Below are 25,552 nucleotides of genomic sequence, written 5' to 3'. Positions count from 1 at the left end.
TCGCAAATGGAGAAAGGAAAACATTTGAGGAATATAGAGCTACTAAAAAGAATAGTTACGGTTAAAAATTACATTTTATGAATCAACAATATACTTGCCTTCATGACAAAATGATTGAAGAACTGTTTATCCAGTATGATAAATGTATTGACAAAAAAAATAAAATAGTTTCATTTTTTTTGTCAAGCCTTTCTACTGGTAATATGTTATGGCGAAGTTTTTTACCAGCATTCGCAATAACGCGTACATTCCCAAGACATCACTTTGTCAGTTCTAATGAAGTTAATAGATTTCGTGATGATCCTTGTAAAATCTGCAATATAGATTCATGGGCTGGATTTGAAAATGAAGATTATAATTTTTATTTAGAGATAGCTTCCAATGCTGGAGGAATTCCAGCTTTTAGTCTTGAATTTTGCATTGTACTACTGACTGAGTTTAATAAATTGGCAAATAATGCAATAGAGCCAAGCTGTACTGATGCTCATATTTTTAATGAAATTATGATGAGCCTTGTAGATGCCTCATCTCAAGAAACATTAAAAAAGGATATCGTCAAAAGAATTAATAAGATTCAATTATTTGATACAAATAAAACTCAGACCCAATGTCTTCTACAAACATTGGGCTTCTGTGGAATTTTGGAAACGGAACAACACAAAAGTCCATTTCATGGCTATGTAAATTTAGGATTAGCTCCCAAAAAATCTCACAAGTCTGATTGGTCTTATCCTGTTGATTTTTGGGAACCATCAGACGGCATAAATAAAGAAGCTTTTAAGTTTTGGTTTGAAGGTTATCCGGAATTTGAAAAATACTGGCAGTAGAACATTATTCTTACAGTCATGTAATTGTATTAGTACATTAGAACCTACAATCAGAAAATTAAGTCTTGATAAACTGATTATTGAAAATTGTACCAATCTGAAAGCAGATGAAACTTTAAATAAATATGTCAAAAGTATATCAATAATATAATTCTTATTTTTTGATGAATAGATTGTCAAAATAAGTAGCCATAAACGTGCAGATAAGATTATTTGCTCTTACAAATGGCAGTAGATTAGAGTTTTAATTAAATCTATCTCTAATCTGCTGTCATATATTGTAAATTAAGGTTTATTCATTTCTATAATCCATAGTTTTATCATGTCTCAAACATTTCTGACGGAGTAAAATATACTTCTGTTCAATATCATTCAGTCTGTGATTTTCATGTAAAATAAAGAATGAGGTTACGATGCTGACTACCCATATAAAAAGGGCTACAAGGATGCAGAATTGTTTGATATACCTGAACCCGACATATCTGTCAATCCAAGACCAAAATTTCTTGAAGGTCCAAAGAATCCAGCCTTTAATGGTAGTAGGTTTTACCGGTGCTTTTGACATGTTATGCCGTTCTGCTACAACATCAAGTATACGGTTCATTCGTTCTATGTAAGGGATAATCTTAAGATATTGCTTGTTCGTGTCCGCTGTCAGTGCAACAGCGTTAAGGCTGTTCTTTTGTATATCCGTACATAGATTGGCAATCTTAACCAGTAATTCTTCTGTCTGGGCATCGGACTTTCCGGTTTTCAGTTCCTCGTATGCTTTGCTCAATTTATCTAATATATCATAGAACAAATTTCTCAGCTGGATAAACTGTCTGTCTCCACTGCTATCCATATTGTGGCCACCGGTTTTACTTACAGAGGCAATTTCACTCTTTATAGAAACAAGTCCGGCTTCTATCCGGTTAAGTTTGTCCGTATGTCTATCCAGTGTAGTCTGGATTTCATCAATGGAATCATATTCTTCATCCTTTAACGGTTTGTTCTTTGCCATTGTTACCTCCTTCTGCCTTTTCGTGGTACATATTTGTCTTTTTCTTCATCACGTTTGTTATCGTCGCTACTTCCACTACCGCCACCTCCTGTTTCGGGTGCCTGATGTGGCTGAACTATCAGTTCAATGGCGGCTCCAACTATTCCAGATCCTATTGAACTGCCACTATCGGTTCCGCTTTCTACATTGCCAGCAGCCATAGTTTCCTGATTGGATTGTGCATCCTGAATATTCGGGCTGTATTCCGGAGTGTCCACCGGACAGGCTTCCGCATGAGCCATATCCTTTGAGATATTCATGTCAGATCCGGTAAAAACGGAGTCATGTTTTCTGATATCCGATATAGCGGTTTTTTCCTGCCCATAACTGCCGAACTTCCTTCTTAAATTTCCGAATGACAATTCCGGATCCACTTTCTTTCCGGCAAAAGAAAGATTTTCTGCTGTATATACAATACCACGTACATTCCCGTATTCATCCCTTACCATGGTTATATCGACACCTTCTGATTTCAGCCTTGAGATATATTCTTTCCACGAACTGGCTTTGTCAAGAACAGGGAAAGCTATGTCCATGATATGATATTTGACCTTATCCTTTCCGATAAGTCTGTCTCGGTTTACATCTTTTTTTCTCTTTGATGGAGCAGAAAGTCCGTATTTTGCCCGGATAGATTTGCAGACATTTACTGAACGTGCATAGTTGCTGTCGCATGTGATAGCCTTTCCTTCGTTGTCTATACGACTGTAAGCGATGTGTACATGATCGTGTTCTTGATCAAGATGACGGTAGCCGAGATAGATAGTGGGCGGAAATTTCATACGCTGCATGTATTCCTTGCAGAGCTCCGTTATAAATTCGTCAGTCAGCCTTTCCCGGTCTTTGGGCGAGAAACTGATTACCAGATGTCCCATCTTGTCCTTTATCTTGGAAGAACTGTTTGCCCATTGGAGATTGAAGGCAGCAACAACAGTCCGGTTTGAGGTTGTACTGACTCCATTGGAAAAAATCACTTTGGCATTTTTCTCTTTCATGCTATTGAGGTAGTCAATCAGACCTCCGGCTGATTTCCCTTTCATTATTTTTGCATTCATCGTTATCTTAGTTCACTTATTTTATTCAACACTTCATCTATCTTTTCTGACAATAGCCTGTCAGCTGCGGCCACATCCTCATAGCCTGCAATGTGCGCTTCGTGTGCCAGCTGGTTCAGGTTGTTTGCCATTCCTGCGAGCTTCCTGAAACAATCCATCATCTCCTGGGAGAGCGGTTCGTTTATCTTACCGTTTATTGCCAGATCATAGACTATGGAGGAAAGTGAAGCCTTCATCCTGCGGCTTCTTTTTTTTAGTTTTTTGAAGTTCAGTTCATCAAAACCGACCTTTATAAAATGGCACTTTTTCTCTGCCGAATCCTTTCGAGGGCGGCCTCCTTTTCTCCGTTCTGAATCCTTTCGGGGTGTGGGTGCAAATTCTGTCATGTCCGTTTGTTTAAGGTCATCCAGGCGGAGCCTTCCGACATTCAGTCGGTGGTTTTTTGGCACAAAAAACCTATCTTGCTCCCACACCCCTTAAAAAAAGTGTCCTACTTTCTGAACAGGATGTACAATGCTACGGAAGCCATTATAACAGGCTATTGTACAATATTCGTCGTGGATGACGGATTTATAAATGGAGTTTTATCTGTGCCAGTGTACCTGTGCTTCCTCATAATATGAGTGGTCTCTGGCTATTGATTCAAGGACTTTGTGCAGATAGTCCAGTTCGTGGTGCTCCAGGCATGGAATGGCTCCGATTTCTATATTGTATGATGCTATCCACCTGTATTCGCCCCACTTCTCATAGTCTTTTCCGGTACGGCTTACTATGGAATCAAAATAGGTATTTACCTGTTCTATCTGCCGTTCCGACGGTACACCATCTATGCCTTCGGCATGTATAAAGGAAATCATGGAATCAACGGCATTTGCCAGTAAAGGATCAACTTCAGCGAGTACCTTTTTGAGTTCTTCCTGTTTCATGTTTTAACTTGTTTGGAGAATATGTCAGCTCCGGTATGAACCGTTGCCAAACCTGATGGGCACGACCATTTCAATAAGCCGGTCGGCGATACGTTCCTCATATTTTTCCTTAATCTGTGAAAATGTCAGATTTGTCGTAAAAAGGGTGAACAGCTGTTCCTCATACCGTTTTGTTATCAGGTCTATCATAGGGGTAAGACAATTGCCGAAACTGATGATTTCCTTCGGGTCTGTCCCGAAATCATCTATTGCAAGGATTGGAAGTCTGGTTATCCGAGCCCATTCCTGATATTCGTCTTTGCACCTGTAAGCCAGTTCCCTTGCATTCCACAGCGATACGCTATAACTGGAATTGGTCTGCGGATGGCGCAAGTTCAATGAATTTATCAGGGTACGGATGGCTTTAAGCCATGTGGTTTTTCCATTTCCGCACATCCCGCTGAAAAACAGACCGAACTTTTCGGAATTTCCCGTAAGGAAACGTGCAATCTGTTCACGTTGGCTTTCAAATTCTTCACAGGTTGTGAAATGTCTGCACCGGTATTCGACTTCTGCCTGGTATGCGGCCAGCAGCATATCCTTTGTCTGTTCGTAGGAATATGGCAGCCTAAACCGGCCAATCGTAATCTTCCGGTGAAGTAGCTGTGATTTCAGTAGCTCTACGTCCACTGTTGACTCGTTTTGATTCTGCTCTTTCATGTTTTAGTCTATAATTCATTTTAATGTTCAGCCAGTTGCGGAAATGTTTCTGGATGTCTATTATTTCCCTTTTGTCGGATGACTTCATTTTTTGTTCGGCAAAGAACATTTTCAGGTATTCCAGTACAGTTTCACGGTCTATATCGCTTCCCCGTTGAAGGATTACCGAGTCCAGCCAGGCAGCATCATTTGCAAGAATCATTTCCAGTTCATCCAGTTCCAATTTTCCGTTGCTGACATTATGAATATTATTATTTCTATTTTTATCTTTTATATTAATAGGGGACAACGGCACCGACATCTTTACCGACAAGTTCTCCGACAACGGCACCGACAACTGAGAAGTACGGTCAATTATGGTATATAAAGGCGGATTCTCCTTTCCAGTCCCGGCTGTGAATGAAATCAGACCTCGCTGCTGGAGTCCGGCCCTGGCCTTTACAATATTCTGCTTTGTTGTCTGAAGATCGGCACTTATTCTTTCCGTATAGCCTGTAAACGGCATCTGCCATCTGGCGGAATTTGCCATATTAAGAAGATAGAAGTATAAGATTGTTTCTGTCTTGGAAAATGCCCTGTATCCGTTATCCCTCCAGAATAGACTGAACAATTCATACAGGTTCATAATACAGGCTATTTAAGAAGGTCTTTTTGGGTCACATAGGCGATTGCCTGCCGGTCCACTTCTTCCTGTGGTGCTATGCGTATCCTGCGGAGCCATTGATCAAGCTCGTCCTTGTCAAAGAAGCACAGTTTGCCGTTTGGTTTGTAGAAAGGAATCTCCTTTTTCATCATCAGTTTATGCAGATAAGACTTTTTCATCCCCAGATATTCGGCAGCTTCTACCGTTGTCAATAAATTGTTTGTCATATGATTCTATTTTATAATTATTATTTCCGTTTCAACAGCAAACAGGTTTTTGAATGCTTTTTCTTTCCTTTTGCTCTGTTGCAAAATTATGCCTATTCCCAAGTGGAACAATGTGTACGATTTGTGGTTGGGGACAAAAAACAAATAAAGCCATATTGTTGCTAATCAACAATATAGCTTTATTTAATTTGTTAAAAGATGTATATCTCTGTGGTCGCTCTGTAATTCTGTGTGGTCACTTCACAGATTTTGCCTTTTCGATGGCTTTTTCGATTGCCTTGACGAATTGGGCATTGGTTTCTCCTGTTCCGGAATTGAGGGCATCTCTATAATGGGATTTGTAGTATCCGGGACTGATTTTACACTGTTCCAGCATGTGTTGTATCCACTCCTTTGCTAAAGACTCATTCATTATTTCTTTACTGACGACATACAACAGGTAACAGACACGGCTGTTTTCACGATGACGGACAACAACAGGCCGTGAAACTTCTTTCAGGTTCATGAAATCTACGAAATCCGTACCTTTCATGTGTTCAAACTGGTTGCCGTTGCAGATCTTGTACAGGCTGCAACAGATGGTCAAATCTACTATATCAAATAGTTTGGCCGTTTCTTTCAAGTACAGTCCTGTCATATCTTACCTTCGGATTTCAGTTCTTCTATATCTTTGATAATGCTGTCTGCAATCCTTTTCATTCGGACAACCAGCATTTCAAGGTATATCATCTCAAAAAAATAGAGTTTGGCTGTTTTCTCACGTTCTGCGGTGTAAAAGCGGTATGTCTCATCACTCTTGGCTTTCGCTGCTTCATATCTTGCCTTTACCTCCTCGGATTCTTTTTCTATATCCTTGTAATCGTCATCTTCAGGATTGAGATAGTCCATGCGGACACTCATTTGAGAATACCGTTTCCATAGTTGTGAAGCGGCATATGCAATAGAGTCATATTCCTTTTCAAGCGGCTTGATATGCCTGTCGCAGACTGGTTGCGGATTATAAGAGCCAAATATATCCTCGTGACTTTCATAAGTGGCAAGGAAGTCAGACGCAGCGGCAGACAAGGCTTTTGCCTGTTCCATGAGTATTGCCGGGCTGTCGTTTAACTCTTTTTCAGCCGAGTTGATTATACTGTTTATGTCTTTGTAGTCATGATAGAATCCGGAAAAAACCAGATTTTCCTCAAAGGTCAGTTCTGTATCTTTGATATATTTCAAAAGGAGCCTGTTTACTTCAAGCAACCTTTCAGTTATTTCAGCAATATACATCTTTATAGTGGGGTTATGTAATCAATACTAAAATTCCATGTCACTGAATGCATCGTCTATAAGACTGACTGCATCATCCTTTTTCTTGTTGATGATCTTCGCATATATCTGGGTTGTTTCCACCTTGGTATGCCCAAGCAGTTTGCTTACAGTGTATAAGTCAACTCCCAAAGTCAGCATCATCGTTCCGAAAGTATGTCTGCTGCAGTGGAACGTTATCGGCTTACTTATTCCGGCGGCTTCCATCCATGGAGTGATATACATCTTTGTGCAGATCTCGCGCGGAAGTTTAGGGAAGATAAGACACTCATCACTCATGTTACCTTTTTCCGGGAGCCAGCCGATGGCTTTCTTGGATATGGGAAGATATATGGGTGTTCCTGTCTTCTGCATCAGCTTGTTCAGTCTCCACTGGTCACCGTCCTTAATGAGATCCTTCCATCTGAGCTGACGGATATCGCTATATCTCAAACCGCAATAGCAAGCGAACAGAAAAGCCTGTTTGATATGCTTATGGGGATTTTCCGTTTCTTCAACTTTTTTCAATTCATCTATTGTCAGGAATTCCCTTTTGCTTTCTGGTACCTTTATCTTGTCCTGGACGGAAAGCTTGTTTATGGGATTTTCTGATATGATGTCCTCACGGACTGCCGTGTTCAAGGCATTACGCAGACAGGACATATAACTGATTATCGTGAATGTCTGAACCTGTTTTCCGCTACGTGTGCGGTAGTCATTTTTCAGGAAGCTCATGAATCCGATGCAGTATTGCCTGTCAATTTTGTTGAGCGGAATGTTTATATTGTATTTTGTCAGCACATTTATGGTCTTGTGAATCAGCTTCTGGTCTTTGATACCCTTCTGTGCCTGCTTCTTCTTGAAAGTTTCCATCCAGTCGGCCAGTGTCTGCTTGGCTTTCAGTGAAGTATTCTTCAGACCGGCCTTGTTGTTGGTTATTTCAAGAATACGGGTCATCTTTATAGCGTTGGCAGCCTGTAGAGTGGCTTCGTTTTGAGCCTTTGCCATGGCTCCTTTCTCCGGTATCAGATACAGTTTCAGAAACTCATAGCTGCGCTTTCCGTCCACATAACAGTCCAGATAAAGTGACTGTACTCCGTTAGCCAGATTCTTTACACGGAGTCTGACGGGTTCCTTTGTGGATTTGATTGTTACTTTATTTGTCATATATATGGGGATTTATAGTTCGTTATCTATCAACCGGACTGCATCGTCTTTTTTCTGACTGATGATTTTTGCATACCGTTGTGTGTGTTTGATACTGGTGTGCCCCAAGAGTTTTGATACAGTATAAAGGTCAACACCAAGAGTAAGAAGCATGGTGGCATAGGTATGCCGGGCCGTGTGGTATGAAACATTCTTGTTCATGATTCCGGCTTCCTTTACCCATGGCTTCAGATACTTTGAGAGAGCATAGGGAGTCAGATCAGGAAACACATTGCTGTCAGCATTCCTTTCAGTGTCCGGCAACCATTTCAGTGCCTGTCCGGGCAAAGGAATATAAACGACATTTTCAGTTTTTTTCATTCTGGTAGCCACTTTCCATGTACCATTGTCACTGTAGATGTCTTTCCATTTGAGGGCTCTGACATCGCTCAGGCGCAGTCCACAATTACAGGAAAACAGGAATGCACGTTTTACAGTTTCATTTCCGCACCTTGCTCTGATAAGCTGCTTTACTTCATCGATTGTAAGATATTCCCTGACAACTTCGACCGGTTGTATCTTTTCAGACGACGATAAAAGGGAAAAGGGATTTGTAACAAGTATTCCTTCACGGACGGCCGTGTTAAGGGCTGTATTCAGTTCGCAGAGTATATTGAATCCAGATTTGGGGCTCAGACATCTCCCATCCGACATTTTGTATTCAGTCTTAAGATAATTGGAAAAACCGATGCAGAAAGACTTGTCAATCTGACACAACTCTAAATCTTCACTGTATGTTAAAAGGAATTTTTTGGTTCTTGTGATGTTCGATAGTTCTCTTACACCTCTGTCCTTTTGGATTGTATAGTATTGGTTCATCCATGAAGATAACATGATGGGGGATTGTCCCGTATCTTTGTTGGAAATATATTTATCCGGTACCGGGTTCTTCTGGAGTTCTTTAGTACGTTGCTTCCTGAGTTTTTCAACCTTGTTTAAGGTTGCACGGTTTTTTCTGATGGAATTGTCATCCGTCTCCACAAGCAGGAACAAATTAGGAAGACGTTCATACGTGCGCTTTCCATTCTGGTAAATCTCAAAAGATATGGATTTACGCCCGTCTGCCTTGGTAGTAAACCGGACTTTTACGGGATCTTTTGTATATTTGCCTCTGTCTCCTTCCATCACTTCTAGTTTTGTTACAGCTACAAAGGTAACACAATTCCCCGTATTTATCGCAAAAACGAGTAACAAAATTACAGCAAAAATAAGCTATTTAATAAAACGAAAGGAATCAAAGATAGTTTTATAAGTATCTATAAATTAGCATTATGAGTTGCTTTTATTTCTGTTTCTTTCTTTTGATTTTCGTATTTAAGGTATTAGGCTCCCACAAATCAGGTTTTCCTTCGGTTGTCAACCCATTTACAATCTTTTTATCCGTAGTCGGTTTACCGGTAGTTATATCATAAAAGGCATCCGCCAAATCAATCGTTCCATTCATAGCCTCCAAAGGAGCGTCATAATGCGGGGCCATCGCGTTACCTTCTTCTTTGCCGGGACCTTCATACCGAACACTCATAATGATTTCATTGCATTGCTCGTTTGCTTCGGTAAACAGATCCATATACGGATTATCCCCTGTTTTGTATAATGAATATCCCAACTCCTTTACTTGGCGATATGCGCTGATAGCTTCGTCCCATTTCTCATTGTAGAGTGCCAGTCGCCCCAATAATGATAACGCCGCTCCTTTGGTCATCCTTCCCCATGAAGAAGCCGTCGGAGGAAGAACTTTCGCCGCATCTTTCAAATCTTTCATCACATCTGCTACAATAGTGGCGCGGTCTGTTTTTGCAGCTTTCGCATCTGTAACGCTTTGTATAGAGGTAAAATAAGGTACATCATGATACAACATTGTCAGATTCGTATACATTAAGGAACGGAGTACCACAGCTTCCGCTTTATAAATTTCAACCTTTGAAGCATCCATCGGCACTTTGTCAATGTTACCAATCAACGCATTACATCTTTTTATTTCTTCATAAGCCCCCATCCAATATGATGTCACCATCTAGGAACTGGATGTGTGAATACCGTTACAAATATCATATCCCGGCATCCATCCCGTCCAATTAAAATGTCCGCCATTATCTGTCATACAATCCATAGCCAACGGCCCTCCTCCTTTATAAAGATCTCCATTGTACAGAAAGTTATTCTGTAATCCGTCATAACAAGCCGCCAATCCACTTAACGCATCATCTTCACTGGTCCAGAATGTTCCGGATGACACAGCTACCAAAGAATCTCTCTGCAAGAAACTGTCGGAGCAAGAATGCAATGTAACCGCAATCGTTGCGCACACCAAAAGGATGTATGTATTTATTAGTTTCATCTTCATTTATTTTTAAAATTTCACATTCACGCCGAAAGAATAAGTACGGGTATTGGGATGCACATCATTCCGCATATCCCCGCTGCTTTTTTCCGGATCATAATTTTTCAAAGGAGTAAATGTCAATAGGTTTGTTCCCGCCACATAGAAGCGTACATTCTGCACGCCGATTCCCTTCAACCAATGAGCAGGAAAAGTATAACCGATTTCCATGTTCTTCAACCTGAGATAATCCGATTTCTTCAACCAGAAAGAAGAATATACTTCGTTCTCGGTGTTACCCAGACGCGGCATACTACCGTTCGGATTGCCTTCGCTCCATCTATCGAGCCATTCCGTGGTCATATTGCCACCATTGGAGATAGTAGCCTGCGACCAGTTGTAGCGATATATACCGGCAACTCCCTGCCAGAACGTACTGACGTCTATCCCTTTCCACGAGAAACCCAGATTGAACGAATAACTCATTTTTGGGAACGGATTACCAATAATCACCCTGTCATCCGAAGTCACATTTCCACTGTCGTCGGTATCTTCGTACATGATATCTCCCAAAGCGGGCATCGTCCCATCTTGCTTGATTACTTCTCCTTTACTGTTGGTGCGGTTCAGGTCTGCTTCCGTACGGTATATACCTATTGCTTTCAGTCCGTAATATGCGCCAATCGGATATCCTTCACGGTTGATAGTAGTCTCCCACTTCTGATCGATCCCTCCACTATCATCTACAATCTTGTTTCGTACGGAAGAAAGATTGAATCCCACATTCCACGAGAAGTCACCTTTGTGATCAAAATAATTGGCAGAAAGCTCCCAACCTCTGTTCTGCACTTTTCCAGCATTTTGAAGCGGAGCATCCAGAAAACCGATGTATGTATAAGGCATTGCCAGTTTCAAAAGGATATCGGAAGTCAGCTTGTTATACCAGTCGAAAGTGATGGAAATGCGTCCTTTCCAGAAAGAAGCATCAAAACCAACATCTGTAATAGTGGTCGTTTCCCATTTTATTTTATCATTAGCCACTATATTATCTGCCATACCAATCACTTTTTGATTGCCAAAATAGTAATTATATTTGGCTGCCATCGTGGGAGCATAAGAATAGTTACCTATTTCCTGATTTCCCAATTTACCCCAACTACCACGAAGCTTGAAAGAAGTGAGTGGCTCTACATTCTGCATGAAAGATTCATTGGTCAAGACCCATGCAGCCGAAAAAGAAGGGAAATTAGCATATCTGTTCGCCTTTGGCATACGGGAAGAACCGTCACGACGAATATTAAACTCAAATAAATAACGATTGTCATAATTGTAATTGACACGCCCGAAGAAAGACTGCAACGCATATTCGGCCGCACTTCCCGTTGCATTAGGATTGGCTGTGGCAGCATCCAGTTCATACAGATTGTCGGTTGACAAATTCTCTTTATACGCATTGGTCAAATCTTCTCTCCACGCTTGAACCGAATGTCCGAGCAAGGCAGCGATTTCATGCTTCCCTATTCGCACATTATAGGTGAGTATATTCTCATTCGTATAAGTCGTGCTCAAATAATGATAATCATTCACACTATTTGTTCCCATTGTATTTAGCACATTCCCGTCCGCATCATATACTCGCATATCTTTAGGAACAAAAGTAGAAACATCATTCATGAAGAACTTATAGGCAAGACTGGAACGAAATTTCAAACCTTTCCAAATATCCACTTCTGCAAAAACATTCCCATCGAAATGATAAGAATAATCATCTTTTTTCCCTTGATATAATTCCTCTACCGGATTCTTGAAAACAGTTTGAGAAATAGAAGTACCATCCACACATCCCCAGTGTCCATTGGAATATTTCACCGGGACAGTTGGACGCGTGTACCATGTAAGAGCACGCATCAAGCCATCTCCCGTTATATTTTTAACCGGAGCATCCGTCTTTTCTTTACTTCCGGCCAAGTTCAAACCGATTTTGACAATTCCTAACTTTGCATCTACATTGGAACGGAAGTTAAAGCGTTCGTAACCTGTCTCTTTCAAAATGCCACTCTGGTTGAAATAAGAGGTAGAAATCATATAATGTGTATCTTTTCCTCCTCCACTGACGGAAAGGTGATGCTGATGCATCGCTGCCGTATGAAACAATTCTCTTGCCCAATCTGTATTAGCAAAATGATCGGGATCGGAACCATCTTGAATCTTCTGCAACATTTCAGGAGTATAAAAGTCAGTGCCTTGAGCATCATTATACATTTTCGCCCAGTCATAAGAGCCCACATAATCGGGTAATACGGTTGCCTCTTGAAGAGCAATGCTACCGGAATAAGAAATGGCAGGCTTGGATTCCATTCCTCTTTTGGTCGTTATCAGGATTACTCCGTTTGCCGCACGTACTCCATAGATGGAAGCAGACGCCGCGTCTTTCAATACGGACACATTGTCGATATCACCTGCAGGAATTTGAGCTATCTGAGCAACGGATGCTTCTACTCCATCAATCAAAACCATCGGATCATTATTGCCACTCAAAGTTCCGACACCACGGATACGAATTTCAGGGGTATCTTTACCTGCCTGCGCACCATTATTGGTCAGTACCACACCTGGCAGACGCCCCTGGAGCATATTTGTTGTATTGGCTACAGGCATCGTATTCACATCCTTAAAATTGACAGAAGCAACAGAGCCGGTCAGATTGGCTTTTTTCTGTACTCCATATCCCACAACTACCACTTCTTCGAGTTGCTCGCTATTTTCTCTTAATATAACCTTCAGCGACGTTTTTGCAGGAGATGCAGTCACTTCTTCCGTTCTATATCCGATAAAGGAAATCTGCAAAATAGCAGTTGAGGAAACTGAAATTCCAAAATGTCCTTTCACATCAGAGATAGTTCCGTTGGAAGTTCCTTTTTCTGTAATACTCGCACCAATAACAGGCTCACCGCTACTGTCTGTCACAATTCCGGAGACAGTGATCTTTCTTTGTTGCGTTGCAGCACGGGCAACAAGTCCCAATGACAAGTAAATACAAAGCAACAAGATCGAACGAACTACGACTATCGGCACCGAACAAATAGCCTTTTTCAAAAAGTTCTTTAGTTTCATGGCTAATACATTTAAGTTTAACAAAATATTTTTCTGCAATATTAGCGCACATACAGAAAATGGTTGGATTCGAAAAAGACAAAGACTAACACAAATCGGACAAAATACCGATTTCACAGTATTCTGTCCGATTTGTATCTATAAAAGGAGAGAAAATTAATGAGTATCCAATAGCATATATTGCTTGGGAGTCATATTAAACTCTGCGACGAAACATCTTGAAAAATAGGAAGCATTGGTATAACCGACCATATACATGACCTCTGAAACGGAGAATTTCTTTTGAGCCAACAGCACTGCCGCTTTCTTCATCCGGATTTGACGGATATAATCGACGGGACTAGAACCGGTGAGCTGTTTCAACTTCCGATATAACTGCTTACCGTCTATATCCATCAAATCGGAAAGCATCGTCACATTGAATTCCGTATTCTCCATATTTTCTTCAATAACGCTCACCACCTTTGCTAGCAGGATTTCATCATTGGACTGAAAAGACTCCTCAACCACCGGCTTTGAAATGTTCTCTATCCGTATTCTCTGCTCCAGACTATTGCGTCTTTCCTGCAACTGAACCAAACGGAGAGAAAGCTTATCAATATCAAATGGCTTGGGCATAAATATATCAACTCCTGCTTTGATGCTATTCTTCTCGGTTTCAAGATCATCTTTCGCCGTCAGCATTATCGCCGGAATGGAGGCTGTAGGCTGATTGCGACGTAACACCCGGCAAAATTCAAGACCGCCCATTTCCGGCATCATTTCGTCTACAATAATCAAATCGACTGTGTTTTCCCGAACAACGGAAAGTCCTTCTTTTCCATTGAAAGCCTTCAAACAACGATAAGTCTTTGAAAAAGTCTCTATCAGGAAAGATACCATTTCCTGATTGTCATCGATGATTAACAGTACGGGGAAAGAATTATCTTCTACGATGCCTTCCTGAATATCGCTATGTTCTTGAATGGGAACCCTGTTTTCATCCGACAAAGGGAACTCCACTTTCACCGTAGTGCCGTAGCCTTCTCCCTGACTATGGACTTCTATTCTTCCACCATGAAGTTCCACAAATTTCTTAACGATATAAAGCCCGATGCCACTGCCGTTCGTATGCTTTCGACCGGTCTTGCTTTGGTAAAAACGAATAAAGATGTAGGAGAGGTCTTCTTTCTTGATGCCTATCCCGTTGTCGGATACCACAATCGTATTCCTGTCTCCCTCTTGCCTGATAGCGACATGAATCTCACCACCCGATTCGGGCATATACTTCACTGCATTGGAGATAATATTGACAAATATCGACTCTATCTTCAGGACGTCCAGATTCATCCAGATCTCTTTTTGATTGGAAGCAAAACTTTTAAATATCTTCTTTTCCGCGAATACAGGAGAGAAACTCTCGACTATGTTCTTTAAAAAAGCACAAAGTTCTATATGCGAACGAATAAGCACATTTTCGCTATTATACTCCATCTGCTTGAAATTCAGCACCTGTTGTATCAGAGTGTTCAAACGCAATGAATTCTGATGAATAAGCTCCAGTTTTTGTTTGCTTTCCTGATTTTTCGTCTCACTGATCAGCTTACTCAAAGGGGCGATAATCAGACTAAGCGGTGTCTTCAACTCATGGGATATATTCATGAAGAAATCCATTTTCAAGTTGGATAATTCCAGCGTTTTCTCCTTTTCCATTCGTTCATACCGACGCTTCATCCTCAACTGAATACGCCACAGTATCAACCATGCAATGCACAAAAATATCAGTATATAAATGGTGTAAGCATACAAGGTTCTGTACCAAGGAGGTAAAATGGTTATTTTAAAGTTTGTGACTGATGAAGCGGTAGAGGTATCGTTCCCGTTACGAACTTTTATAGTATATCGTCCCGGTTCCAGATTGGGTAGGAAGATGCGGTTTTGAGCTACTTCCAATTTAGTCCATACGTTGTTTGCCCCGTCCAGACAGTAATAAAAAGCTCTGTCTGTTTCCGGCGAATAAGTAAACGAAGAAAATTCGAGTGTCAAATTACTCGTCGAATAATGCAGTTCCACTTCATTCCGATATTTCACACTTTTCCCTTCATAATCAAGGCCCGGCATCAAACGTCCTTTGCTATTCCAGATAGAAGTAATAGTAACCGGAGGCTCCGATGAAACAGTGTTTTGCGCCAACATCGTAGAAAGACAAGCTATTCCATCCTCACCACCCCATAACAAAAGCTGATGTGAATCATCTAAGAAACAAGACAAGTAATAATAGTTGGGAATTGAAATATTTTCTTTCTGCAATGTCTCTCTATTAAGTACTGATATACCTTCCGTATAGGAGAACCACAATTTCTTCTCCTCAACCGTAAATGAATATACATGGCTTCCCTCTGGCAAAGTGCAAACTTTCTCTACATAACCGGAGAATATATGAAGCCTGTAAATGATGCGCTCTGTCGAATACCAAATATAGTCATTGCCATCATAAATCATTTTATCCAGATAAATATCTTTCTTTTCAATGTGATTATTCCGAATATCAATTCTAACCAGGCCTTCTTGTGTATTCACCCAGACAAAGCCGTTTTTATCGACCTCTATTTTATACACTATATTACTCAAAGAAGGGGACGAACCATTTGCATCCGAATAGTTTTTCTCTGCCAGATAGGGAATGGTGTTATCACCGGCAGTCAGTTTATTCTTATTCACAACAAATAATCCTCCCAGATAAGTGGCAATCCACAAACGTCCTTTCTCATCTTCATAAATATCATAAGCCCAATTTGCATTCTTCAGTCGGGTAGCATTAAGGATAGCGTAATGAACAAATCTGCCTGTATTTACATCATATCTGGCAATTCCGCCGTCGGTAGCTATCCAGATATCCTTATCTCTATCTTCATAAATACATCTGATGCGATTGTGAGGAAGAGCGTGTTCGTTGTCTCCCGACCTGAACCAATTAATCTTATATTGTCCTTCTTCTGCACCGGACACTTTGTTCATCAATATAAGTCCGTTTATCCCTCCTAACCAATAATTTTCTTTTGAATCTTTTAAAATTGTGGTAAACTGATTTCCAATTCCATTATCGGTTATTTCTGAAATATGGATAAAATGAAAAGTCGGATGATAAACTGCTAATGAGGATCCCCGATCTGTCCCCAACCACACATTCTTGGCTTTATCTGTAAAAGCACACCAAACAATATTATTACACAGCGATTGTTTGTTTCGGGAATCATGAACAATATGCTCTAATTTATGAGATTCCACTCCATAAATATACAGTCCGTTGTCTGTACCCACTACTAAGTCTTTCTTTCCGTCCAGAGTTAATGTTTTAAATGAATTGGCAGGGAAAGAAGGTATTTTATTAATCTGCCGGGTGTCAGGAATATATTGAAACAAAGCTCCTTCCGTACCTACCCAAAGGCAGTTTCGCCCTTCATCCCATAGTAAAGAGTTAACCATTTCATTTTCGTACTGCTCCGGCAAAGGAAGCCTTTCTCTCTTTTTTTTTATCGGATTATAAAAGCTCAATCCACCATAGGAACCAATATATAATTTAGCTTCTGTAGGAACTAAAGAATAAATAATAGTTTGTTCATCAGATGCTGTTAATGGTACACTCATCAATGAATCTTTTTCAAAATCATAGCAATATAAATCTTTATCGCGCGAACCAATCCATAGCTTTTTATCAAACAGAGCCAAAGAACGTACTGTTCTTATCTTTTTTAATTGTGCATTAACTGGTTCATATTGTTCTGTAAACAAATTGAAAAACAAAATTCCCCGACCTGTACCTAAACATAAACGGACTGAATCTATCTGCACTATTGAAAATATATCCTTCGTTTCAGAATCTGCTTCCAACACATAATCCTGTATCCGGTAGCCGTCATAACTAAACAACCCGTTCTTCGTACCTACCCATATCAATCCCGAATTATCCTGAAAAATCGTATTTACCTGATTGGCATCATGAGGTAGAAGTATATTTTTAAAACTCTTATATTGATTTCCATAGCTGAAAGGAAAGGGCTTACTATTAGCTGCACAAACTTCGAAAATAGTACATAATAATAGAAATAAAAAGAATAGTCTATTTATGTAACTCTGCCACCTTAGTGTGTTGTTCGTGATTTTATTCATAATGCTTTGTTTGCACAAATGTATTGTTAATAGAAATAAAAACAAAATTTTAATATCATATATTTCTAATGCATCCTGTTTTTAAAGTATTCATTTACCATTATCTAGAAATTATTGCTACCTTTGATGTGTATAACAGCTAAAGAACCGAATATGTATGACTTGATGCGTAAACTTCCTATTGGAATACAGACCTTTGAGGATATCCGAAGGAAAAATTATTTATATGTGGATAAAACGGCATTGGTATGGCGAATGGCGAATATGGGAAAGCCATATTTCCTAAGCAGACCACGCCGTTTTGGCAAAAGTTTGTTGTTATCTACATTTGAATCCTATTTTTTAGGCAAAAAAGAATTGTTTGAAGGCCTTGCCATTGAGAAAATGGAAACTGAATGGAAGGAATATCCGGTTTTACATATTGATTTGAACGCAGAAAAATATGATAAACCGGAGAAGTTAAATGAAATTCTTAGTAATCATCTGACTCAATGGGAACTTAAATACGGGAAAGGGATTGACGAGAGAACCCTTTCTTCACGATTCGGGGGTGTTATTCGCCGGGCATGCGAACAAACAGGTCAACAAGTAGTGGTATTGGTGGATGAGTATGATAAGCCGCTTTTGCAAGCTATCAACAATTTGGAACTTCTCGACGATTACCGCCAGACATTGAAAGCCTTCTACGGAGTGCTAAAAAGTGCCGACCGCTATCTGCGATTTGTATTTCTTACCGGAGTGACAAAATTCTCACAAGTCAGTGTATTCAGTGATTTGAATCAATTGAACGACATCAGCATGAAGCCTCCGTATGCTACGGTCTGCGGCATTACTCGGCAAGAATTAGTTGATACTTTCACACCTGAACTCAAAAACCTGTCGGAAGCAAACCAACTGACTTTTGAAGAGACACTTCAAAAAATGGCTGCCACCTATGATGGTTATCATTTCTGCGAATTTGCCGAAGGAGTATTCAATCCCTTCAGCGTACTCAATTCTTTCGACGGATGCAAATTCGATAGTTACTGGTTTCAGACAGGTACTCCTACATTTTTAGTTGAACTGCTGCAAAAAAGCGAATACGACCTCCGTACTTTATTAAGCGGAATTGAAGTACCGGTTTCTTCTTTTGCAGAATATAAAATGGATGTTAATAATCCTATTCCGCTGATTTATCAAAGTGGATATTTGACGATTAAAGACTACGACAGAGAATTCCAAAATTATCTATTAGATTTTCCAAACGATGAAGTCCGCTATGGGTTCATGAACTTTCTTGTACCGTTTTATACTCCAATGAAGAACAATGACCAAGGATTTTATATTGGAAAATTCATCCAAGAACTCCGAACTGGTGATTATGAAGCTTTCCTCACCCGTCTCGAAGCCTTCTTCGCAGGTATTCCCTATGAGTTGAACGACCAAACCGAACGTCATTATCAAGTTATCTTCTATTTGGTATTCAAACTAATGGGGCAATTTACAGAAGCCGAAGTCCGCAGTTCGCGTGGGCGTGCCGACGCTGTGGTTAAAACTCCTAAATACATCTATGTATTTGAATTCAAGCTGAATGGAACTGCCGAAGAGGCACTTAAACAAATTGATGAGAAAGGTTATCTAATTCCTTATAAAACAGACCACAGAGAGATAGTAAAAGCAGGTGTAGAGTTTAGTGCTGAAAGCCGGAATTTAAGTCGCTGGCTGGTAGAAATCAATCAATAAATATAAAGCCATTCCGGGAAGAAAAAGCAATCATTACTTACTTCCCGGAATGGTGACTAATACCTTGAAAACAAAGACTTATATTCTAACCTAATGTACTCACTTTAATCCACTTCTTTTGATTTTGCATTCCAAACGAACAAGGCAAACAACACTGAAAGTAGAGCTGAACCAATCCAAAACCAATTGATATACGTGAAATCATAAACGTCAACGCCATTCTGAACCGTCTTTTGACCTTCTATTAATATACCGCTCATCACGTCTTGCAATCCGGCACCGATATAACTGGCAATACCGACTACTCCCAATGCAGCACCCGACGCATTACGGGGAGCAATATCCACTGCCATCAAACCACCCAGAAAACAGATTAGTACTCCGATTCCTAAACCGAAAAGAACCATAGCCAATACATCTATCCAAAAATGTACGCCCGGAACCAAGAGAAACAGACAAAGTGCTATTACATTCATCAACCCAAATACTAAAGCTGGAATATTACGACTGCCGGAAAACATTTTATCGGAAATGATACCGGAAAATACTGTGCCAATGATTCCACAAATAGAACTGATTGATATTATAAAACTGGCATCCAGCGTAGAATATCCCTTTTGAGCTTCCAGATAGAAAACACCCCAACTATTTACCGCATAGCGGCTAATATACATAAATGCACTGGACAGAGCCAAAATCCAAATTGCAGGATTCTTCAAGACAGCCTTTTGTGCTTTGTTGAAATCTTCCGTTTGTTTACCAGACAAAGAATGGGAATCCACAGATGAAGAATTTTTGTTCAACAAGAATCCCTGGCTCTGTGGCGTATCACGCATAAAGACAAGCATCATAAAGAAACCTAATATCCCAATAATGCCAGCTCCAATCATCCCGTACCTCCATCCCATCCAACTGACTAATAAGGCTATGGAAATAAAGGTTAATGCTTCACCCAAATTATGACTAGCAGACCAAAAGCCGTAAAAAGTTCCCCGTTCTTTACTACTGTACCACCGAGTGAGCGAAACCACTCCGGATGCTGCTCCCATCGACTGAAACCAACCATTCAATCCCCAAAGTACGACAAAGGCATAAAATGAACTGGTGAAGCCCAAACACAGATTTATCAAAGCGGAACATAATAATCCCGTAGACATAAAACGCCGAACATTACTACGGTCAGCAAGAAAACCATTCGTCAACTTACCCACTGCATACACAAAAAACAGACAGGAACCGATAATTCCTAATTGCGTTTCGGAAAATACTCCCTCCTCTACAATTGGCTTGCGCACTACGTTCATGCTAAGGCGACAAACATAGTAAATGCCATATCCGGTAGTAGCCGACAAAAATGTAGCCCAACGGATGCGCTTAAAGCGGGAAGAATCTTCTGAATCAGTCTCTCCCCCGGCTAGCGGGGAAGAGATTTTATAAAAATCCAATATTTTAAATGACATAACCGAAGTTTACATATTAATGAAAGGCGTCTATCTTATGCTCATTACGTTTCTTACGGGCTTGCAAGTATTCCAGTAAATAAGCGGTACGATCAGTCTGAATGATTGTTGCTCCAAGTTTATCTATCAAATATCCATATCCTTCATCCGGGTTTTCCAATGATTTGTCGTCATCATGTCCGCCTGCCATCGTATCCCAAAGGGTATTATACCAAATTTTACTTTTTCCTTCCAGCTTCGTCCTCACTTGTTTTGGGAATTGACAAGTATCCGATTCGAACAACAATTCGAAGGCTACCGGGTGAAGTTCTTTCATGAAATCATCTATTTGCTGCATAGCTCCCGGGCGATCCAAATGTACGATTGGCATATATATGATCCGATCTAAATATTTTCCCAAATCCTTTTTCACTTCTGCAACAGGCTTTGACCCCTTCATGATGATCTGTTCAACGGTTCCGGTTTTCTCCAGAATGGGGAAAATCTCATCGAATATCGGATAAGCCTTATCCAAATTTACCATAACGCGCCCTTTAGCCGTCAATAATGCTTCCTCCAATGTAGGCACACGATGTTTGGTTCTCAAAGCAGCGCCATTCTTCAGACGGAGTGTCCGGATAGAATCCAGTGTCCACTCGACAACCTTACCTTTTCCGGTGGTCGTTCTATCCAAGGTCTTATCATGCATAAGGATCAACTGTCCGTCTTTGGTTTTCTGAACGTCCAACTCCACGACGTCGGCTCCCAACCGGATAGAACTCTCTATTGCTGCCAGCGAATTTTCTGGTGCAAAGCGCCAATCCGCCCGGTGGGCGACTACGGTTACTTCTTTATTATCAGGATTCGTAATCTTTGCGTAAATTGCCTTCACCGGTTCATCTGCAAACAAGCGGAAAGGAAACAGCAAAATAATTCCTATTATCAGATAGTTCTTCATATTCATCTTTATCATCTATACTTTGGGGGATTATCTATACTTTTTGGATTTTAAATACTTGGCAGCTAATTCGGCATAATCAGTCTGTACGACATTAATACGTTTGTTTATCATGCCTACCAACCCCGAATAGTTGTCCGACAACATGTTCGTATCATTCGCTCCTACGATATTGGAGAATAAAAGCCAACCTTTGGATTTAATGTCTTCCGTCATCGCTCCCGCAAGAGCATCCGAGGTGGAAAGTTGCATCATCTGCACATTGTCCGTGTAAGATGAAGCAAAATAGGTAATATCATCTGAAGCTTTTGCCATCGGATGCAGTAACAGAGTGCTGTTCGCCGCTTTCAAATCGTATGCATAATTACGGTTGTTTGAAACATAAAGCAGGACTTCGTTTTCCATGTCGAGTTTTTTAAGTAATGCCACCATTGTCGCTACGGCAACGTTTTTGTTGACTATATCCAAGTTAAAATAAACCTTTCCTTTGCCTTTCTTCAATGCGTCCTCTAAAGTGGGGATTCGTTCGTTTGTCAGATTCCCTGCTGCATCTTTAAGATAGAGTTGCTGTAATTGCTGATAAGAATAATCTCCTACCGCACCGCTTCCGTTAGTGGTTCTGTCGATCGTATTATCGTGCATCAGCACCAATATTCCGTCAGAGGTGGGACGTGCATCAAGTTCGATCATTTCTACTCCTGCATTGATTGCATACTCTATGGAAGTTAATGAATTCTCCGGTATGCCATCGGCTATACCTTTCTGCGTGTTCGCCCGATGGGCACAAAGCCAGACCTTATAGGAACTATCATCAAATAAATTCTTTAAATCGGTCTTCAGATTTCCTGTAATAGGCAATTGTCCGCCCGGTTCGCCTCCCGGATTCTCTCCCGAGCCTCCCAACTGTGCACTGGTGTGGCGGCTGTCTTTCCCTTTCATCGGCCATGCCGAAGCTGCACATCCGGTTATACCTTCATCTTCCAAAGCTACCAGGACACTCTTCGACGGATCTACCGTGTGAGTAACGCCAATATAGATCGTTCCATCCGGTCCGATTGTAGGCGAACTCCAGATTTTTCCGATACCCGCTTCCCAGTTATCTTTTAAAGGAGAATCGCTCTCGCTAATCAGTGCAGCCAAGTCTTTTTTCAAGATTAGCTGTTCTTCCGAGGATTCGGGTTTAATGATATAATAATTACCGGATTGCGTTCCAAAATGAATATTTCCGGCCTGATCGATTGCCGCACATCCACTGACGTCTTCCGGCACACCGTAATGCCATTGAACAACTCCATTAGGAGATAATGCAACGATTCCTCCTGTGGCTTCACCCGGAGCACGTTTTACCGTTACAATGATACTTCCGTCCAAGCCTATCACAACACCCCCTTGGTCTAGTGTTCCTACATTTCCTAACGAAGTACGCCATTTCTCAACCCCGTCGCTTCCAATAGCAAACGCACTGCTTCCTATACTCGGGAAGGTGGCAATTCCGTATATAGTGCCGGTTGCGTCCACAGCTACGGAAGCATTCATGTTTTCTGAAGGCTTATCATTTCCCGAACTATATATTTGCCATGCCCACATCACATTACCACCTGTATTCAGTGCAGACGCCGACGCGCCGAATAAGCCGTTCTTTCCACCAGCCCAAATTAATGTGTTGTTCGCCAATGCTATTCCGGCAGATACTCCCCCCGACGGGCCTCCGGAATTGTCTGCGTTTGCCACATAACCTACTCTGTAACCGGTATTCTTATCGACAGCAAGCACAGATCCCGTAGAGCCGCCGTTACCCATATAGATATGATTCTCTCCAATCGCACAAGTCAGATAATTAATACGAGGCTTTGAAGCCTGTCCTTTATTCCAAAATCCTTTTTCAGCATCTCCGGCAACGACCCATTTCTTTGTTCCATCGGGATTGATGGCATATACGCGCCCTATTTTGCCACTTGTGTCGCCTGTTCCTACATACACAGTACCGTCCGTATCAATGCTCGGAGTGGTATGCGTATTACCGGACGGAGAATCACCGTCAGCCGATGTCCATAAGTCGAACTCCCACAATTGTTCACCGGTAGCGGCTGAAAATTTCCGCAAATAATGGTCATTGGAAGTCATATATACATTATTATCATCACTGACTGCCGGAGCCGTAGAACGTATTTCGCCCAACACGTGGGCACCTACCCATTTCAGTTTCACATTGCCGACTTCGGGCAGAGGTTCAGCTTCAATCGTCAATAATTTATGAGCCATTGCATAATTTCCTTTACTGTCTTTCACATGCAAAGTCACTGTATATGCTCCATTCGTTTCGTAAGTCACTTTAGGAGCAACTTCTGTTGAAGTCTCTCCATTCCCTAAATCCCATTGGCAGGTATAATTACCTTCTCCGCCTACTGTCTCATTCGTGATACTGACTTCTTCGCCTACATAGTAGGTTGTCTTGTCAAAAGTAAATTTAGCTGTCAGCGCATTTTCTTTCCAATCATCCGAGCATGCTGAAAGTAGCAGCAAGCAGATAAAAAACGTTGTTACTATTCTTATATTCTTCATACTTTGTTCTTTCTAAGATAATTAATAGCCTTCATTTTGAGGGTAATTTTCCTCTCCCGCCAAATCGCGTTCCGACTGGGGAACAGGATAATACATCAGATAGTTTCTACCGTTCAAGGAAGAAAACAAGTCCAAACGGTTGGTTCGCTTCAAATCATACCATCGTTGACCTTCTGCATACAACTCGCGGTGACGCTCATCAAGTATTTGATTCTGAAACTCTATATCAGTCATATTTGAAGGCAACAAGACGGTTGCGTAGCGTTTGTTCATAAATTCTTTTAATGTAGCCAACCCATTGACTGCTCCCAATGCTTCCGCTTTAATCAGATACATTTCCGCCACACGGGTAACCACAATCGGGGTTTGTGACGGTTGTTCATTGGTAACAAACTGACCGGTACTTCCATTCGGGAATTTAATAATACGGCTATTATCTGCACCAAATACTGCCTTTGCCCGTATATCCTTTGACTTTACGGCGGTATCATCATAAAGATGGCTGTAACATTCGGTAGAAGGAGAGTAATCCCAAGTCGGATCGATGTCATTGACCGTTTGGTAGAATAACAGCAAACTTGTACTACGCTTGTTGGCTAACGCAAAGACCAGTTCTTTGCTACTGCTATTAGAGACAAACGCCTGGGCATACTCAACTGATGTAGTACTCAATGCGAAATTTGATTTTGTAATCACTTTGTCGGCATAAGCTGCCGCATTTGTATAGTCTTTCAAGGACAAACATACTTTGGCTTGAAGCGCATCACAAGCACTAAGAGACACATAAAAACGATCGGTGAAATCAGACAGTAATCCTTCCGCTTTCGCCAAGTCTTCTTTTATAAAACTCCACACTTCGGTTTCGGGAGAAATGGGAACGACGTCGTAAGTGCGCTTACGCAAGATAGGAACTCCTCCCCAGCGAGTGACCAGATGATAATAAATCAAAGCTCTGAAGTAGTATCCGGTCCCTCCTGTCTGCTTCACAACCTGACTCTCTTTATTAGATGACGCTTCGTATGTTTCAACCAAGAAATTTACTTGCTTCAAGGCTGTGAAACATTTCTGCCACTGGCTCAAAACTTCTTTAGAACTAGGAGCCATCAACATGGGGTCGTTCATGGAAAATCCGGGACCTGCCTTGAAATTCTCGCCTTTTACATCACCATCCATATAAAATTTGAATACCAGTTCTTCCATTTCGGCATACACGCCATTCAATAACTTTTCCAAATCGGATTCGCTCAACATATCTTGAGGTATCTGATCTTTAGGCCGCATATCGTCCAGTATACCTGAACAACCCGTCATCCACAAAAGGCAAATGCTACATAGCAAATAGTTGATTATAGTATAGTATCGTTTCATACATCTAT

General features: G+C 40.9%; 21 protein-coding genes. 2 read left to right on the top strand and 19 right to left on the bottom strand.

The genetic code is table 11. The features are described 5' to 3' along the window. Positions 1-77 precede the first annotated feature (77 nt). Positions 78-827 carry a hypothetical protein gene (locus KFO40_RS14960; RefSeq protein ID WP_248005588.1) on the top strand — a complete coding sequence of 250 codons (750 nt, stop codon included), beginning with the start codon at positions 78-80 and terminating at the stop codon, positions 825-827. Positions 828-1,119: 292 nt separating this feature from the next. On the opposite strand, the gene KFO40_RS14955 is transcribed toward KFO40_RS14960, so the two are convergent. The 15 genes from KFO40_RS14955 to KFO40_RS14890 form a co-directional block, all read right to left on the bottom strand. After that, on the bottom strand, positions 1,120-1,830 hold the full coding sequence (locus KFO40_RS14955; RefSeq protein ID WP_211146516.1) for a hypothetical protein: 711 nt from the start codon (positions 1,828-1,830) through the stop codon (positions 1,120-1,122). Between the two features lie 2 nt (positions 1,831-1,832). After that, on the bottom strand, positions 1,833-2,924 hold the full coding sequence (locus KFO40_RS14950; protein ID WP_211146515.1) for a relaxase/mobilization nuclease domain-containing protein: 1,092 nt from the start codon (positions 2,922-2,924) through the stop codon (positions 1,833-1,835). 2 nt (positions 2,925-2,926) lie between these two features. Continuing rightward, positions 2,927-3,310, bottom strand: coding sequence for a MobC family plasmid mobilization relaxosome protein (locus KFO40_RS25720; RefSeq protein ID WP_248005587.1), 384 nt, complete (start codon positions 3,308-3,310; stop codon positions 2,927-2,929). A 198-nt stretch (positions 3,311-3,508) separates the two neighbouring features. Beyond that, positions 3,509-3,850, bottom strand: a complete 342-nt coding sequence (locus KFO40_RS14940) for a permease (RefSeq protein ID WP_211146514.1) — start codon at positions 3,848-3,850, stop codon at positions 3,509-3,511. A 24-nt stretch (positions 3,851-3,874) separates the two neighbouring features. Beyond that, complete coding sequence (locus KFO40_RS14935) at positions 3,875-4,519, bottom strand: hypothetical protein (protein WP_317194786.1); 645 nt, start codon at positions 4,517-4,519, stop codon at positions 3,875-3,877. Further along, complete coding sequence (locus KFO40_RS14930; RefSeq protein WP_138995444.1) at positions 4,458-5,174, bottom strand: hypothetical protein; 717 nt, start codon at positions 5,172-5,174, stop codon at positions 4,458-4,460. Before KFO40_RS14930 ends, KFO40_RS14935 begins: the two co-directional genes overlap by 62 nt. 8 nt (positions 5,175-5,182) lie before the next feature. Next, positions 5,183-5,419, bottom strand: a complete 237-nt coding sequence (locus KFO40_RS14925; protein WP_005939551.1) for a helix-turn-helix domain-containing protein — start codon at positions 5,417-5,419, stop codon at positions 5,183-5,185. 235 nt (positions 5,420-5,654) lie between these two features. Continuing rightward, positions 5,655-6,056 carry a hypothetical protein gene (locus tag KFO40_RS14920; RefSeq protein ID WP_005939548.1) on the bottom strand — a complete coding sequence of 134 codons (402 nt, stop codon included), beginning with the start codon at positions 6,054-6,056 and terminating at the stop codon, positions 5,655-5,657. Then, positions 6,053-6,637: a hypothetical protein gene (locus KFO40_RS14915; RefSeq protein ID WP_248005586.1), complete on the bottom strand. Its 585-nt coding sequence runs from the start codon at positions 6,635-6,637 to the stop codon at positions 6,053-6,055. The genes KFO40_RS14920 and KFO40_RS14915 overlap by 4 nt, the downstream gene beginning before the upstream one ends. 78 nt (positions 6,638-6,715) lie before the next feature. Then, positions 6,716-7,873, bottom strand: coding sequence for a site-specific integrase (locus tag KFO40_RS14910; RefSeq protein WP_196213472.1), 1,158 nt, complete (start codon positions 7,871-7,873; stop codon positions 6,716-6,718). 12 nt (positions 7,874-7,885) lie between these two features. Next, the gene (locus KFO40_RS14905; protein ID WP_211146512.1) at positions 7,886-9,037 is read right to left on the bottom strand and encodes a site-specific integrase; all 1,152 of its coding nucleotides are present in this window, start codon (positions 9,035-9,037) and stop codon (positions 7,886-7,888) included. A 157-nt stretch (positions 9,038-9,194) separates the two neighbouring features. Beyond that, entirely contained in the window at positions 9,195-9,926 is a 732-nt protein-coding gene (locus KFO40_RS14900) for a RagB/SusD family nutrient uptake outer membrane protein (RefSeq protein ID WP_248005585.1), read from the bottom strand. Beyond that, entirely contained in the window at positions 9,927-10,250 is a 324-nt protein-coding gene (locus KFO40_RS25715) for a hypothetical protein (RefSeq protein WP_225449726.1), read from the bottom strand. A 12-nt stretch (positions 10,251-10,262) separates the two neighbouring features. Then, positions 10,263-13,346 carry a SusC/RagA family TonB-linked outer membrane protein gene (locus KFO40_RS14895; RefSeq protein ID WP_008643144.1) on the bottom strand — a complete coding sequence of 1,028 codons (3,084 nt, stop codon included), beginning with the start codon at positions 13,344-13,346 and terminating at the stop codon, positions 10,263-10,265. Between the two features lie 156 nt (positions 13,347-13,502). After that, entirely contained in the window at positions 13,503-17,495 is a 3,993-nt protein-coding gene (locus KFO40_RS14890; RefSeq protein ID WP_128859276.1) for an ATP-binding protein, read from the bottom strand. A 153-nt stretch (positions 17,496-17,648) separates the two neighbouring features. Here KFO40_RS14890 and KFO40_RS14885 point away from each other — a divergent pair, with 153 nt between their 5' ends. Next, complete coding sequence (locus KFO40_RS14885; protein WP_151936155.1) at positions 17,649-19,217, top strand: ATP-binding protein; 1,569 nt, start codon at positions 17,649-17,651, stop codon at positions 19,215-19,217. A gap of 104 nt (positions 19,218-19,321) precedes the next feature. On the opposite strand, the gene KFO40_RS14880 is transcribed toward KFO40_RS14885, so the two are convergent. Genes KFO40_RS14880 through KFO40_RS14865 form a run of 4 tightly spaced genes read right to left on the bottom strand, consistent with a single transcriptional unit; the run spans position 19,322 to position 25,544 of the window. Next, positions 19,322-20,677, bottom strand: a complete 1,356-nt coding sequence (locus tag KFO40_RS14880) for an MFS transporter (RefSeq protein WP_128859277.1) — start codon at positions 20,675-20,677, stop codon at positions 19,322-19,324. Positions 20,678-20,693: 16 nt separating this feature from the next. Beyond that, positions 20,694-21,614 (bottom strand): glycerophosphodiester phosphodiesterase family protein, encoded by a 921-nt coding sequence (locus tag KFO40_RS14875; protein ID WP_008643138.1) that lies wholly within the window; start codon positions 21,612-21,614, stop codon positions 20,694-20,696. 30 nt (positions 21,615-21,644) lie between these two features. Further along, positions 21,645-24,176: a glycerophosphodiester phosphodiesterase family protein gene (locus KFO40_RS14870; protein ID WP_055235399.1), complete on the bottom strand. Its 2,532-nt coding sequence runs from the start codon at positions 24,174-24,176 to the stop codon at positions 21,645-21,647. Between the two features lie 21 nt (positions 24,177-24,197). After that, entirely contained in the window at positions 24,198-25,544 is a 1,347-nt protein-coding gene (locus KFO40_RS14865) for a RagB/SusD family nutrient uptake outer membrane protein (RefSeq protein ID WP_055235400.1), read from the bottom strand. Positions 25,545-25,552 lie beyond the last annotated feature (8 nt).

This window comes from Bacteroides sp. 1001302B_160321_D4 (assembly GCF_015667765.1).
In the GTDB taxonomy this organism is placed as follows: domain Bacteria; phylum Bacteroidota; class Bacteroidia; order Bacteroidales; family Bacteroidaceae; genus Bacteroides; species Bacteroides xylanisolvens.
This window is presented reverse-complemented; position numbering and strand designations above follow the sequence as displayed.

Bases quoted from the DNA above. Each gene is read 5' to 3' on its own strand.
- KFO40_RS14960 (WP_248005588.1), top strand. From the start codon at position 78: ATGAATCAACAATATACTTGCCTTCATGACAAAATGATTGAAGAACTG.
- KFO40_RS14955 (WP_211146516.1), bottom strand. From the start codon at position 1,830: ATGGCAAAGAACAAACCGTTAAAGGATGAAGAATATGATTCCATTGAT.
- KFO40_RS14950 (WP_211146515.1), bottom strand. From the start codon at position 2,924: ATGAATGCAAAAATAATGAAAGGGAAATCAGCCGGAGGTCTGATTGAC.
- KFO40_RS25720 (WP_248005587.1), bottom strand. From the start codon at position 3,310: ATGACAGAATTTGCACCCACACCCCGAAAGGATTCAGAACGGAGAAAA.
- KFO40_RS14940 (WP_211146514.1), bottom strand. From the start codon at position 3,850: ATGAAACAGGAAGAACTCAAAAAGGTACTCGCTGAAGTTGATCCTTTA.
- KFO40_RS14930 (WP_138995444.1), bottom strand. From the start codon at position 5,174: ATGAACCTGTATGAATTGTTCAGTCTATTCTGGAGGGATAACGGATAC.
- KFO40_RS14925 (WP_005939551.1), bottom strand. From the start codon at position 5,419: ATGACAAACAATTTATTGACAACGGTAGAAGCTGCCGAATATCTGGGG.
- KFO40_RS14920 (WP_005939548.1), bottom strand. From the start codon at position 6,056: ATGACAGGACTGTACTTGAAAGAAACGGCCAAACTATTTGATATAGTA.
- KFO40_RS14910 (WP_196213472.1), bottom strand. From the start codon at position 7,873: ATGACAAATAAAGTAACAATCAAATCCACAAAGGAACCCGTCAGACTC.
- KFO40_RS14905 (WP_211146512.1), bottom strand. From the start codon at position 9,037: ATGGAAGGAGACAGAGGCAAATATACAAAAGATCCCGTAAAAGTCCGG.
- KFO40_RS14900 (WP_248005585.1), bottom strand. From the start codon at position 9,926: ATGGTGACATCATATTGGATGGGGGCTTATGAAGAAATAAAAAGATGT.
- KFO40_RS25715 (WP_225449726.1), bottom strand. From the start codon at position 10,250: ATGAAACTAATAAATACATACATCCTTTTGGTGTGCGCAACGATTGCG.
- KFO40_RS14895 (WP_008643144.1), bottom strand. From the start codon at position 13,346: ATGAAACTAAAGAACTTTTTGAAAAAGGCTATTTGTTCGGTGCCGATA.
- KFO40_RS14890 (WP_128859276.1), bottom strand. From the start codon at position 17,495: ATGAATAAAATCACGAACAACACACTAAGGTGGCAGAGTTACATAAAT.
- KFO40_RS14885 (WP_151936155.1), top strand. From the start codon at position 17,649: ATGTATGACTTGATGCGTAAACTTCCTATTGGAATACAGACCTTTGAG.
- KFO40_RS14880 (WP_128859277.1), bottom strand. From the start codon at position 20,677: ATGTCATTTAAAATATTGGATTTTTATAAAATCTCTTCCCCGCTAGCC.
- KFO40_RS14875 (WP_008643138.1), bottom strand. From the start codon at position 21,614: ATGAAGAACTATCTGATAATAGGAATTATTTTGCTGTTTCCTTTCCGC.
- KFO40_RS14870 (WP_055235399.1), bottom strand. From the start codon at position 24,176: ATGAAGAATATAAGAATAGTAACAACGTTTTTTATCTGCTTGCTGCTA.
- KFO40_RS14865 (WP_055235400.1), bottom strand. From the start codon at position 25,544: ATGAAACGATACTATACTATAATCAACTATTTGCTATGTAGCATTTGC.